Source organism: Tardiphaga sp. vice304, assembly GCF_007018905.1.
GTDB lineage: Bacteria > Pseudomonadota > Alphaproteobacteria > Rhizobiales > Xanthobacteraceae > Tardiphaga.
The window spans coordinates 2,960,162-2,973,022 of record NZ_CP041402.1; the positions used below are offsets into that span (position 1 = coordinate 2,960,162).

Below are 12,861 nucleotides of genomic sequence, written 5' to 3' on the forward strand. Positions count from 1 at the left end.
GGCGCCTTCGCGCTATCTGTCCCGGATCGGGCTGTGATCCGGACAGATACCGCCGCGATCGGTATCAGGTTCCGTTTCGCCTTTGCGAGCGTTCCACTTTCGTGCTCGTCGGGGTGTGGCTTTCGTGCCTCGGCCGCCGAATTTGATGGCGGCGCTCGCGCAGCGGGAGCAAATCACGCTATTGTCACGGTGTCAGGCACCGTTGCGATTAGCGAATTCTTGATCATCGGCTGACAGCATGGTTCGCTTAGGTGGATGGGTTAGTATTGCGGAAAGATTGAGTGCGCCATGATTCGTGCGGCATTCTGCAACGGGGTCTTTTTTGGTACGGATTTTGCTCTATCTACGGAGGAGTGCCGTAACAGGGCGACCGAACGAACTAGATCGAACGGCGGACGGAGAAGACAATGAGTAAGGTCGGCACCAGCGACTCGAAGAACACGCTGTATTGCTCGTTCTGCGGCAAGAGCCAGCACGAAGTTCGCAAATTGATCGCGGGTCCCACCGTCTTCATCTGCGACGAGTGCGTCGAGCTCTGCATGGACATCATTCGGGAGGAAAACAAATCCTCACTGGTCAAGTCGCGCGACGGAATTCCGACGCCGAAGGAAATCTGCAAGGTTCTCGATGATTACGTCATCGGCCAGAGCCATGCCAAGAAGGTCCTCTCGGTCGCGGTGCATAACCATTACAAGCGCCTCAACCACCAGACCAAGCACAATGACGTCGAACTGGCGAAGTCGAACATCCTGCTGATCGGACCGACCGGTTCGGGCAAGACGCTGCTCGCCCAGACGCTGGCGCGCATCCTCGACGTGCCGTTCACGATGGCCGACGCCACCACGCTGACCGAAGCCGGCTATGTCGGCGAGGATGTCGAGAACATCATCCTGAAGCTGCTGCAGTCGGCCGACTACAATGTCGAGCGGGCGCAGCGCGGCATCGTCTATATCGACGAAATCGACAAGATCTCGCGCAAGTCCGACAATCCCTCGATCACCCGCGACGTGTCGGGCGAGGGCGTGCAGCAGGCCTTGCTGAAGATCATGGAAGGAACCGTGGCGTCGGTGCCTCCTCAGGGCGGCCGCAAGCATCCGCAGCAGGAGTTCCTGCAGGTCGATACCACCAACATCCTGTTCATCTGCGGCGGTGCGTTCTCCGGCCTCGAAAAGATCATCTCGGCGCGCGGTCGGTCGACCTCGATCGGCTTTGCCGCCCAGGTTCTGGCGCCGGAAGACCGCCGCACCGGCGAAATCTTCCGCTTCGTAGAGCCCGAAGATCTGCTGAAGTATGGCCTGATCCCCGAATTCGTCGGTCGTCTGCCGGTCGTGGCGACGCTCGAGGATCTCGACGAGGCCTCGCTGAAGAAGATTCTGACCGATCCGAAGAACGCGCTGGTCAAGCAGTACCAGCGCCTGTTCGAGATGGAGAACATCGAGCTGACCTTCGCCGACGAGGCCCTGGGCGCGGTGGCGCGCAAGGCGATCGAACGCAAGACCGGCGCGCGCGGCCTGCGCTCCATTCTGGAAAGCATCCTGCTCGAAACGATGTTCGATCTTCCGGGTCTGGAAGGCGTCGAGGAAGTCGTGATCTCCCGCGAGGTCGTGGAAGGTACCGCTCGCCCGCTGTACATCTACGCGGACCGCGCCAACACCGAGAGCAGCGCCAGCGCCTGATCGGGCTACCGTGCTGCTTGACGAGACCTGACAAAACGGCTGCCGATCCGATCGGCAGCCGTTTTTTTTGCGAAAAAGAGTTGGCGGCAACCGTCCGCGGTGACCGGGTATTGGTACCAGTGGCAGACGCGATCGCGTCTCTTGACACCCCCCCGAGCCATAGCCACCTTAGGCTTTCGGCGAACATCTTTCCTCCCCCAAGATTCGCTATTACGATCCGGACAAGCGGAGCCTGAGGCGGCCGAGTGAGATGGAAAATCGGCACCTTGTGGCGGTTGCGCAAAGAGCGGACCGCGAGCAGGGGGGTACAGCAAAAGGATTGGGCCATGACTGCCTCCAAACCCCGGCCAACTATCATTCACGGCGAAAGCCACTCTTATCCGGTGCTGCCGCTGCGCGACATCGTGGTCTTCCCGCACATGATCGTGCCGCTGTTCGTCGGCCGCGAGAAATCGATCCGTGCCCTCGAAGAGGTGATGAAGAGCGACGCGCTGATCATGCTCGCCACGCAGAAGAATGCGTCGGACGACGATCCGGCCCCGGATTCCATCTACGAGATCGGCACGCTCGCCAGCGTGCTGCAGCTCCTGAAGCTTCCCGACGGTACTGTGAAGGTCCTCGTGGAAGGCCTCGAGCGCGCCAAGGTCGAGAAGTATTCCGACCGTGCCGAATACTATGAAGCCACTGCCACCGCGCTGGCCGACACCGATGCTACCTCGGTCGAGGCGGAAGCGCTGTCGCGCTCGGTCGTGTCCGACTTCGAGAGCTATGTGAAGCTCAACAAGAAGATCTCCGCCGAGGTCGTCGGCGTCGTGCAGGCTATCACCGATTTCGCCAAGCTCGGCGATACGGTCGCGTCGCATCTCGCCGTCAAGATTGCGGATCGCCAGGGCATCCTGGAGACGCTGTCGGTCACCGCGCGCCTGGAGAAGGTGCTCGGCCTGATGGAGAGCGAGATCTCGGTGTTGCAGGTCGAGAAGCGCATCCGCAGCCGCGTCAAGCGGCAGATGGAGAAGACCCAGCGCGAGTACTACCTCAACGAGCAGATGAAGGCGATCCAGAAGGAACTCGGCGACGACGAAGGTCGCGACGAGCTGGCCGACATCGAGGAGAAGATCGCCAAGACCAAGCTGTCCAAGGAAGCCCGCGAGAAGGCGCAGCACGAGCTGAAGAAGCTGCGCCAGATGTCGCCGATGTCCGCGGAAGCGACCGTCGTGCGCAACTACCTCGACTGGCTGCTGTCGATTCCATGGAACAAGAAGTCCAAGGTCAAGAAGGACCTCGCCGCGGCGCAGGCCGTGCTCGACGAGGACCACTATGGCCTGGAGAAGGTCAAGGACCGCATCGTGGAGTATCTCGCGGTGCAGACCCGGGCCAACAAGCTGTCGGGCCCGATCCTGTGCCTCGTCGGTCCTCCCGGCGTCGGCAAGACCTCGCTCGGCAAGTCGATCGCGAAAGCGACCGGACGTGAGTTCGTGCGCGTGTCGCTCGGCGGCGTGCGCGACGAGGCGGAGATCCGCGGCCATCGCCGGACCTATATCGGTTCGATGCCCGGCAAGATCATCCAGTCGATGCGCAAGGCCAAGACCTCGAACCCGCTGTTCCTGCTCGACGAGATCGACAAGATGGGCGCCGATTTCCGCGGCGATCCGTCGTCCGCGCTGCTCGAGGTCCTGGACCCCGAGCAGAACGGCACCTTCGCCGACCACTATCTGGAAGTGGACTACGACCTGTCCAACGTGATGTTCATCACCACGGCGAACACCCTGAATATTCCGGGGCCGCTGATGGACCGCATGGAGATCATCCGGATCGCCGGTTACACCGAGAACGAGAAGGTCGAGATCGCGCGCAAGCACCTGATCCCGGTCGCGCTCTCCAAGCACGGTCTGGACAGCAAGGAATGGTCGATCGACGACGACGCCCTGCTGCTGATGATCCGCCGCTACACCCGCGAGGCGGGCGTGCGTAATCTCGAGCGCGAGCTCTCCACACTGGCCCGCAAGGCCGTGAAGGAGCTGATGCTCTCGAAGAAGAAGGTGGTGAAGGTCACCGAGAAGAATATCGAGGAATTCCTCGGCATTCCGAAATATCGCTTCGGCGAGATCGAGCTCGACGACCAGGTGGGCGTCGTGACCGGTCTGGCGTGGACCGATGTCGGCGGCGAGTTGCTGACCATCGAAGGCGTGATGATGCCCGGCAAGGGCCGCATGACCGTCACCGGCAATCTGCGGGACGTGATGAAGGAATCGATCTCGGCGGCGGCGTCCTACGTCCGCTCGCGCGCGATCACCTTCGGGATCGAACCGCCTTTGTTCGAGCGGCGCGACATCCACGTCCACGTGCCGGAAGGGGCGACCCCGAAGGACGGCCCGTCGGCCGGCGTGGCGATGGCCACGACGATCGTGTCGGTGCTGACCGGCATTCCGATCCGGCACGATCTTGCCATGACCGGCGAAATCACGCTGCGCGGCCGGATCCTGCCGATCGGCGGATTGAAGGAGAAGTTGCTGGCAGCGGCCCGCGGCGGCATCAAGACGGTGCTGATCCCCGAGGACAATGCCAAGGACCTCACCGAGATCTCCGACGCCATCAAGGGCGGCATGACCATCATTCCGGTCGCCCGGATGGATGACGTGATCGCCAACGCCCTGGTGCGCAAGCCGATCCCGATCGAGTGGGAAGAGGACACCAAGCTGCCGGTCAAGCCGGACGCCGCCGACGAAGCCGGCAGCGGCCTCACCGCGCACTAAGGATCGATCCTCACGACGACATCAGCGGCGCCCTTCGGGGCGCCGCTTTTTTGTGGGATGTGCCGACGTATTGCAGGCATCAGCGACGCCCCGTCACCTCTCCCCGTCGGGAGAGGTCGGTTATTCGAGCGTCAGCTCGAATATCCGGGCGAGGGGGTCTCGCGCCATCGATAGACCGTATCCCCTCACCCCCGCCCTCTCCCACAGGGAGAGGGGGCGCACGGCCTGAGCGTCGCTGGGGCAATGGCTAGATCATAGGAGTGCGCGCGGTGCTTACGCCGAGGTGCCGACCGCCTTCAGCGTGCAGCCGATGATTTTCAGGCTGCCGTCGGGCTGGACCTCCAGAAAGTACAGCGCATCCCACGGCACGCCTTCGGTATCGACGATGCGGACGTCCTGCTCGATTCGACCGCCGACGCTGCGCGAATCCGTGAAGTCGAAACTCTTGTGGCGATACACCGGCGCGTAGCCGCTGCGGACCATCGCCATGAAGGTGTCGGGATCGCCGAACATGCGCTGCAGCGCCGGCGCGGCATGAGAGTAGGCGGCCGCGGCATCGTCGCGGGCGAGCGCCTGTTCCTGCGCGCGGATCTCGTTTTGCGCAGCGGCGACATCGTCGGCCCGCGCGGGGGCAGCCAGGCCCAGCAGCAGCGCAACCAGTAGAACGGCTACTCGCATGTATCTCTCCCGTGCAGGCGACGGGCTATGCCGCCGGGCCATGCTGACAGATACTGGCAGGCCGGGCGTTTGGTTGCAGAGAATGCGCGAAAACCCGGCGACGGCGGCCCCCCGCCGTCGCCGCGAAGGCCGCGCCTATTCCGCGGCGAGCGCGCGGGCCGGGCCCGCCTGCAGCAGGCGGCCGGCGTCGGTCAGATGCACCAATCGCCCGTTGGCGACCACCGCGACGATGCGCGGCCGTAGCGCCACGCTGTCGTCGATCAGCACCAGATCGGCCCGTCGGCCTTCGGCGATCACACCACGGTCGGTCAGGCCGGCCGCCGCCGCCGGATTGGCCGAAATCAGCGCCCAGGCCTGCGGCAGCGGCAGGATGCCGTCGGCGACAAGCCGGAACGCGGCCAGCAGTTGCGCGGGATAATAGTAATCCGACGCGAGAATCGAGCACAGGCCCTTGGCGATCATGTCGGATGCGCGGGTCCAGCCGGTGTGGCTGCCGCCGCGCACCACGTTCGGCGCGCCGAACACGATGAAGTCGCCGGCGTCCGCGGCGGCAACCGCGGTTTCCTCGTTGATGGGAAACTCCGCAATGGCCACGCCGAGCGCGCGGAAGTCGCTGCGCATGTCGGGTGTCATGTCATCATGCGACAGCGTCGGCACCTTTGCCGCCTTGGCCGCCTGCGCGAGGCGCGCGATCGACGCCGGCACGGCATCGGCGCGCGACAGCACGCGCTCGACCAGGAGGCCGAACGCCTCGCTGCTGAGGCCGCTGCGCTCGACCATGCGGGCGCGCTTCGCGGGTTTAAAGATCCCGGTCAGGTCCATGTGGTCGTTGAACGCCAGCAGGTCGATGCGGCCGTCAGCCAGCCACTGCAGGATCTCGGTCTCGGCGTCGAGATTGTAGGTCTCCTGGCGCAGATGGAAGCGGGTGTCGGCGGCCAGCTGCGGCCGCAGCGTCTCGATCGCCTGCAGCAGCAGTCGCGCATTCTCGGCGCCGCGCAGCCCGGGCTCCCATGACCAGGTGGTGCCGTGGAAAACCGTGGTGATGCCATTGGCTATCGCCTGGCGGTCGCTGTCGATGAGGGCGACGTCAACGGGGAAATCGACGCCGGGGCGCGGCATCAATTGACGCTCGAAGGCGTCGCCATGCAGGTCGACGATTCCCGGCAGCACCAGCAGGCCGCCGGCGTCGACACCGAGGCCATGCGCGTGGTCATGTCCGATGGCGGCGATGCTGCCGCCGTAGATCTGCAGCGAGGTTTCGACGAGTTCGTGGCCGAGCAGGGTGCGTCCGCCGTCAATGAAAATATTCGTCATGTCTCTGCCGTTTGCTGGGCGGCGGGCGCCGCGCCGCCAGATTGGTACTTGTCGAGAAAATCTTCCACCGAAAGTTTGCGAAAGTCGGGCAGGGCCTGGCGCAGCGTCGCGTGGTCCCAGTCCTACCACGCCAGCTCGCCGAGCCGGGCGGCTACGTCTTCCGGAAAGCGGCGGCGAATGATGCGCGCGGGATTGCCGGCGACGATCGTATAGGCCGGCACATCCCTGGTCACGATGGCGCCGGCGGCGATCACCGCTCCGGTGCCGATATGGCGGCCGGGCAGCACGATGGCGCCGTGACCGATCCAGACGTCATGGCCGATCGTGACATGAGGCGCGCGGCGCCATTCGAAGAATTCGGCGTCGTCGGCCTCTCCCGGAAAATAGGCGCTGGCGCGATAGGTGAAATGCGCCTGCGTGGCGCGGTGCATGGGATGGTTGCCGGGATTGATCCGCGTCATGGCGGCGATAGAGACGAATTTTCCGATCGTCGTGTAGGTGACCTGCGCGTCATTCACGACATAGGAGTAGTCGCCCATCGCGACTTCCTGCAGGACCGTACGCGCGCCGACCTCGCAATAGGCGCCGAGCGTGGCCTCGACCAGTCGCGCGGTCGGATCGACCGACGGCACCGGTGAGAGTTTCTTTTCGGTCATGGATACTCCTGCAGGAAAGGCTCGGCGGCGATGCCGCTCATAAGGACACAGCGGTGCGCGTGGTTCTCTTCGATCGGTTCCGTGACGACAGCGTGACGTTTCGATGATGATCACCGAAAAGTCCCAGCCTGGGGACTGCGCGGCGGTGGATTGGCGATGTCATATCACTGTCAACCATGGGCGTTACGGCTTGCGTTCTATTGCTTTGGGAGTACGGCATGCTGGTGGTTGATAATCTGACGTGCCGCTTCGGCGCCAAGGCGGCGGTCGATCATGCGTCGTTCGAGATAGCCTCCGGCGCCTTCGTCGGCGTGATCGGTCGCTCCGGCGCCGGCAAATCGACGCTGCTGCGGATGATCAACCGGCTGGCGGAGCCGACCTCGGGCCGCATCCAGTATGACGGCGTCGATATCACGGCGTTGCGTGGTCGCGATCTCCGGCAGTGGCGCGCGCGCTCGGCGATGATCTTCCAGCAGTTCAATCTGGTCGGTCGTCTCGACGTGCTGACCAACGTGCTGATGGGCCGGCTGTCCGAGATGCCGCAATGGCGTTCTCTGACCCAGATGTGGCCCGAGCAGGACCGCGCTCTGGCAATGTCGGCGCTCGAGCAATTCGATATGGCCTCGCTGGCGGCGCAACGCGCCGATCAACTTTCCGGCGGCCAGCAGCAGCGCGTCGCCATTGCGCGTGCGCTGGTGCAGCAGCCCGACATCATTCTCGCCGACGAGCCGATCGCATCATTGGATCCGCGCAATACCCGCATCGTGATGGATGCACTGCTGCGCATCAACAAGCATTTCGGCATCACCGTGATGTGCAACCTGCATTCGCTCGATCTGGCGCGGACCTATTGCGACCGGTTGATCGGCATGTCCGCGGGCCGCGTGGTGTTCGACGGGGCGCCGGCCGCGCTGACCGAAAGCATCGCCCGCGAGCTCTACGACCTGGAAGCCGACGAGGTGATGGGAAGGAACCCGACTCACCATCCGGTACCCGCCGGCGTTCCCGCCTATGGCAACGCCGCCGCCGCCTGACGTCGCAGCCCTGACATCCGCGGGCTGTATTCAGCAAGCGCCTTCAAACCCGAACGAACCCTGAGGCTATCATGATCAATCGCCGCATTCTTCTCATCAGCGCCGCAGCGCTCGCGCTCGCCACCTCGGCCGCGTCGGCGCAGGACTACAAGACCAAATATCCGGAACTGACCTTCGCCGTCATCCCGGCGGAAAACGGTTCCGGCGTCACCGAGCGCTGGCAGCCCTTCGTGAGCTATCTCTCGAAGGAGCTGGGCGTGAAGGTCAATTTGCGCATCGCCAACGACTATGCCGCGGTGATCGAAGGCCAGCGCGCCGGCAACATCCAGATCGCCAGCTACGGCTCCGCCTCGTTCGCCCGCGCCCGCCTGACCGGCGTCAAGACCGACGCCTTTGCCAACGACATCAACATCGATGGCTCGACCGGCTACTATTCGGTGTTCTTCGTCAAGGCGAACAGCGCCTACAAGACGATCGACAATCTGAAGGGCAAGAATCTCGGCCTGGTCGATCCGAACTCGACCTCGGGCAACAACGTGCCGCGCTTCGAACTCGACAAGCTCGGCATCACGGACGCCGACAGCTATTTCGGCAAGGTGGTGTTCACCGGCAGCCACGAGAACGCGCTGCTGGCGCTGTCGCAGGGCACCGTCGACGTCGCTGCCAACCAGTGGACCAACGACAATGATTCCACGCTGCAGCAGATGCTCACCAAGGGCATGCTGAAGAACGCCGACGGCTCGGCGATGAAGAAGGAAGACTTCCGCATCGTGCACAAGTCGGCGCCGATCATCAACGGCCCCTACGCCTACAGCTCGGACCTGCCGGAAGACCTCAAGGTCGCGATCACCAAGGCCTTCATCGAGGCGCCGACCAAGGACAAGGCGGCGTTCGATCGCCTGTCGGACGGCCAGAAGAAGGGCTTCCACGCCGCGACCACCAAGGATTGGGACGCGACCATCGACCTGATCAAGTTCGTCGACGCCCTGCGCAAGAAGAAGGCGTCCTGATCGCTGTACGACTGTGAAGAGCCGGACCGACTGGGTCCGGCTCTTTTTCTTTGACCTCCCTCAGGTATCAACATGTCCGCTGCCGTTTCCATCCTTCCGGCCCAGCAGCTTGCGGCGCTGAATGACGCCTATCGCCGCGCGGTGGCGAAGAAGCGGCTGCGGGCCACGCTGGCGACCGCGGTCGGCTTCGCAGTGCTGCTGATCGCGGCGATAGGGGCGGAGGTCAACCTGGCGACCTTCTTCGGCAAGATCGGCAATATCGCCAGCTACTTCGATCGCATCTTCACGCTCGATACCGGGATGCGGGCATGGAGCGATGTCGGCGAATGGTTCTGGGGCTGGCAGAAATGGCTGTCGCTGCTCGGCGAGACCGTGCTGATCTCCTATGTCGGAACGCTGGTCGGCGCGGTGCTGGCGTTCGGACTGAACTTTCTGTCCGCGGAAAACACCGCACCGTCCGCACCGCTGCGCTTCGTGGTCAAGCGCTTCATGGAATTCTGCCGTACCGTGCCGGACATCGTGTTCGCGTTGATCTTCGTGATCGCCTTTGGCCTTGGCCCGATGGCCGGGGTGCTGGCGATCGCGATCCACTGCGTCGGCGCGCTCGGCAAGCAATATAGCGAGATCGTCGAGAACATCGACATGCGGCCGGTCGAGGGCATCCGTTCGACCGGCGCCGGCTGGACCGACTGCATGCGCTTTGCGGTACTGCCGCAGGTCGCCGCGGGCTTTGCCGGCTACACGCTGCTGCGTTTCGAGATCAATGTCCGTGGCGCCTCCGTGATGGGCTTCGTCGGCGCCGGCGGCATCGGCCAAGAACTCGTGGTCGCGGTACGGAAATTCTATTATTCGGACGTGAGCGCCATCCTGCTGATGATCATCGTCACCGTGTTCATCATCGACATCAGCACCGGCTGGCTGCGCGGCCGGCTGTTCGGCAAGGAAGCCCGATCATGAGCAAGCGGCCGAGCGTCAATACCGAAGAACTGCGCGCGCGCTATCCGGCCGTGTTTCAGCGGCCGATGGCGTCACGCGCGACGGTGCCGGCGATCTTTGTCGCGGTGCTGGCGCTGTTCATCTTCGGCCTCAACGAACTGGAGTTCTCGCCGGCCCGGATGCTGGCCGGCGTGCAGCAGCTCGGCTGGATCGCGATGATGATGGTGCCGCCCGATCCCGGCTCGTCGCTGCCGGCCTATCTCGCCGCGATGGGCGAGACATTGTCGATCGCTCTGCTCGGCACCACGCTCGCAGCAGTGATCGCGTTGCCGGTCAGCTTTCTGGCGGCGCGAAACATCATTCCGTCGCCTTTCCTGCGCTTTCCGGTGCGGCGCTTCCTCGACTCGATCCGCGGCGTCGATACGCTGATCTGGGCGCTGGTCTGGATCAATGTCGTGGGCCTCGGCCCGTTCGCCGGCGTGCTGGCCATTGCGGTGTCGGATTTCGGGGCGTTCGGTAAATTGTTCTCGGAGGCGATCGAAGCCGCCGACAAGAAGCAGGTCGAAGGCATCCGGGCGTCCGGCGGCAGCCCGCTGCACGAGATACGCTTTGGCCTGCTGCCGCAGGTTCTGCCGGTGATCGCCGGACAGGTATTGTACTTCATCGAATCCAACACCCGGTCCGCGACCATCATTGGCATCGTCGGCGCGGGCGGCATCGGGCTGCAGCTCGCCGAACAGATCCGCGTGCTGGAATGGCAGAAAGTGTCGTTCCTGATCCTGATGATCCTGGTGGCGGTCGCAGCGATCGACGTCATCTCCAGCCGGCTGCGCTTTGCGATCATCGGGCGACGCGCGGTGGTGTGAAGGCTCGCGCTAGCCGTTCTCAACGACGAACTCGACGCGCTCGGCGACGAAGCGCGAGCGCGACACCTTCAGCGGCGTGCCCTTCATATCGGTGTCGACGCTGTCGACGATCAGGATCGGCCGCCCCAGCGCCAGTTCAAGCCTTGCGGCGTCGGCGGCATTGACGATCGCGGCGGTGATTCGGGTCGAGAGCCGTTGATAGTCGCGGATGTCGTAATGCGCGAGCAGCTTCGTCGTTGAATTCAGCCGCTGGTAGACCGCCGCGGCATCGGCAAAACGGTCTGCGGGAAACCAGGTGGTGCCGATGCAGATCGGCGTCTTGTCGGCAAAACGCAGCGCTTCGATCCGCACCAAAGGCGCGCCGGTCTTCACGCCGAGCTGTTTGGCCAGCTCGCGCGTCGCAGGTTCGGTGGCGGCCTCGATCATCTTGCCGTCGGGCTCGCGACCGCCGGCGCCGACGATCTCGGAGAAGCGCGTGCGCGCGCGCAGCGGATAGGTCAGCTTCGGCGCTTCCACATAGGTGCCGCTGCCGCGCTCGGCACGCACGAAACCGCGCTCGGCCAGCGACGCGAGCGCGCGACGCACCGTATGGCGATTGACGCGGTAGGTTTCGGCGATCTCGGTCTCGCCGGGCAGTTTTTCGCCGGACCGATGAGTACCGTCGGCAATGCCACGCTCGATGCCGTCGGCGACCTGCCGCCACAGCGCAACGCCGGTTGGTTTGTCCTCCATGGTCACGATGTTGTGGTCTCACCAAGTTGTCGGGCGGGGATAGCGAAAAATCACCGTGCTGTCACCAAACGGTCATTGCATGGGTCTATCAAGTTGTCTAGAAATATAGACAACTTGATCCGGACGGGATGACCATGACCGCAGCCCTGAACCCTGAGCAGATGCGGCGACAGCAGGCAATGGCCGTGCTGGCGCATGCCGACACGGCGGCGATCGCCGGCCATCTCGAAGCGCTTGAGATGCCTGCCTATCAGCCGTTGCGCGAAGCGGAGAACGGGCTGGTGATGCTGCGCGGCCGGATCGGCGGCGACGGTGCGCCGTTCAACCTTGGCGAGGCCACCGTGTCGCGGGCCGCCGTGCGGCTGGCGGGCGGCGAGGTCGGTTTTGGCTATGTGCTCGGCCGCGACCGCGCCAAGGCCGAACTGATCGCGCTGTGCGATGCGCTGATCCAGACCGAACGTTTCGCAGAAACGCTGGAAATACAGGTGCTGACGCCGCTGCGGGCGCGGATCGCCGGCGAGCAGCAGCGCCAGGCGGCGCAGACCGCGGCGACCAAGGTTGATTTCTATACGCTCGTGCGCGGGGAGGGATAATCATGACCACGATTGCAGAAATGCCGGCGGGCTTCGCCGACAAGGTGCTGTCGGCACAATCGACCTTTCGCTCGGTGATGGACGCGATGGCGCGGCCGGGTTCCGTGCAGCGCATCGAGGCCGGTTCCGGCGTGCCGGCGCCGATGATGCGTGGTTCGGCCGCTATCGCACTGACGCTGTTCGACCAGGACACGCCGGTGTGGCTCGACGCCGGGATGGCGGCGACGCCTGCGGTCGCCAAGTGGATCAAGTTTCACACCAGCGCGCCGGTCATCGCAGGCTCATCGGTCTGCAGCTTTGCGCTGATCGCCGAAGCCCGCACGCTGCCGGGCTTCGAGCAGTTTTCATTCGGGACCTCAGAATATCCGGACCGCTCGACCACCATCATCCTGCAGGTGGCCAGCCTCACCGAAGGGCCGGCCTATGGACTGCGCGGCCCGGGCATCGATGGCACGGCCATTCTGCACGCGACCATCGGACTGCCGGACTGGCTAGATCGTCTCGCGCTCAATGCCACGCTGTTTCCGCGCGGTATCGATCTCGTGCTGGTTTCCGACGACAGGGTCGTCGCGATCCCGCGCACCACGCGCCTCACCGCGAAGGAGGGCTGAGC

General features: G+C 64.2%; 11 protein-coding genes and 1 pseudogene. 8 read left to right on the forward strand and 4 right to left on the reverse strand.

Going from position 1 to position 12,861, the window contains the following annotated elements:
- Positions 1–407: 407 nt before the first annotated feature.
- Complete coding sequence (gene clpX, locus FNL56_RS14040; RefSeq protein ID WP_143573298.1) at positions 408–1,676, forward strand: ATP-dependent Clp protease ATP-binding subunit ClpX; 1,269 nt, start codon at positions 408–410, stop codon at positions 1,674–1,676.
- Positions 1,677–2,002: 326 nt separating this feature from the next.
- On the forward strand, positions 2,003–4,429 hold the full coding sequence (lon, locus tag FNL56_RS14045; protein ID WP_143573300.1) for an endopeptidase La: 2,427 nt from the start codon (positions 2,003–2,005) through the stop codon (positions 4,427–4,429).
- 273 nt (positions 4,430–4,702) lie between these two features.
- On the opposite strand, the gene FNL56_RS14050 is transcribed toward lon, so the two are convergent.
- The 3 genes and pseudogenes from FNL56_RS14050 to FNL56_RS14060 all read right to left on the reverse strand — a co-directional run bounded on the left by FNL56_RS14050 (position 4,703) and on the right by FNL56_RS14060 (position 7,077).
- Positions 4,703–5,107, reverse strand: coding sequence for a DUF4864 domain-containing protein (locus tag FNL56_RS14050; protein WP_143573302.1), 405 nt, complete (start codon positions 5,105–5,107; stop codon positions 4,703–4,705).
- 135 nt (positions 5,108–5,242) lie between these two features.
- A complete protein-coding gene (locus FNL56_RS14055; protein ID WP_143573304.1) occupies positions 5,243–6,421 on the reverse strand; it encodes an alpha-D-ribose 1-methylphosphonate 5-triphosphate diphosphatase in 1,179 nt (392 codons plus the stop codon).
- Positions 6,418–7,077: pseudogene (locus FNL56_RS14060) on the reverse strand (chloramphenicol acetyltransferase). Before FNL56_RS14060 ends, FNL56_RS14055 begins: the two are co-directional and overlap by 4 nt.
- Positions 7,078–7,295: 218 nt before the next feature.
- Between FNL56_RS14060 and phnC the strand changes: the two are divergent.
- The 4 genes from phnC (at position 7,296) to phnE (FNL56_RS14080) (ending at position 10,923) form a co-directional block, all read left to right on the forward strand.
- The gene (gene phnC / locus FNL56_RS14065; protein WP_143573308.1) at positions 7,296–8,111 is read left to right on the forward strand and encodes a phosphonate ABC transporter ATP-binding protein; all 816 of its coding nucleotides are present in this window, start codon (positions 7,296–7,298) and stop codon (positions 8,109–8,111) included.
- 71 nt (positions 8,112–8,182) lie between these two features.
- Complete coding sequence (gene phnD, locus FNL56_RS14070; RefSeq protein ID WP_143573309.1) at positions 8,183–9,121, forward strand: phosphonate ABC transporter substrate-binding protein; 939 nt, start codon at positions 8,183–8,185, stop codon at positions 9,119–9,121.
- A gap of 72 nt (positions 9,122–9,193) precedes the next feature.
- Positions 9,194–10,078, forward strand: coding sequence for a phosphonate ABC transporter, permease protein PhnE (gene phnE, locus FNL56_RS14075; protein ID WP_143573311.1), 885 nt, complete (start codon positions 9,194–9,196; stop codon positions 10,076–10,078).
- Positions 10,075–10,923 (forward strand): phosphonate ABC transporter, permease protein PhnE, encoded by an 849-nt coding sequence (gene phnE / locus FNL56_RS14080; RefSeq protein ID WP_143573313.1) that lies wholly within the window; start codon positions 10,075–10,077, stop codon positions 10,921–10,923. The genes phnE (FNL56_RS14075) and phnE (FNL56_RS14080) overlap by 4 nt, the downstream gene beginning before the upstream one ends.
- Before the next feature lie 9 nt (positions 10,924–10,932).
- On the opposite strand, the gene phnF is transcribed toward phnE (FNL56_RS14080), so the two are convergent.
- Complete coding sequence (phnF, locus tag FNL56_RS14085) at positions 10,933–11,655, reverse strand: phosphonate metabolism transcriptional regulator PhnF (RefSeq protein WP_441351227.1); 723 nt, start codon at positions 11,653–11,655, stop codon at positions 10,933–10,935.
- A gap of 128 nt (positions 11,656–11,783) precedes the next feature.
- Here phnF and phnG point away from each other — a divergent pair, with 128 nt between their 5' ends.
- Positions 11,784–12,248, forward strand: coding sequence for a phosphonate C-P lyase system protein PhnG (gene phnG / locus FNL56_RS14090; protein WP_143573317.1), 465 nt, complete (start codon positions 11,784–11,786; stop codon positions 12,246–12,248).
- A gap of 2 nt (positions 12,249–12,250) precedes the next feature.
- On the forward strand, positions 12,251–12,859 hold the full coding sequence (gene phnH / locus FNL56_RS14095; protein ID WP_143573319.1) for a phosphonate C-P lyase system protein PhnH: 609 nt from the start codon (positions 12,251–12,253) through the stop codon (positions 12,857–12,859).
- Positions 12,860–12,861: the final 2 nt, after the last annotated feature.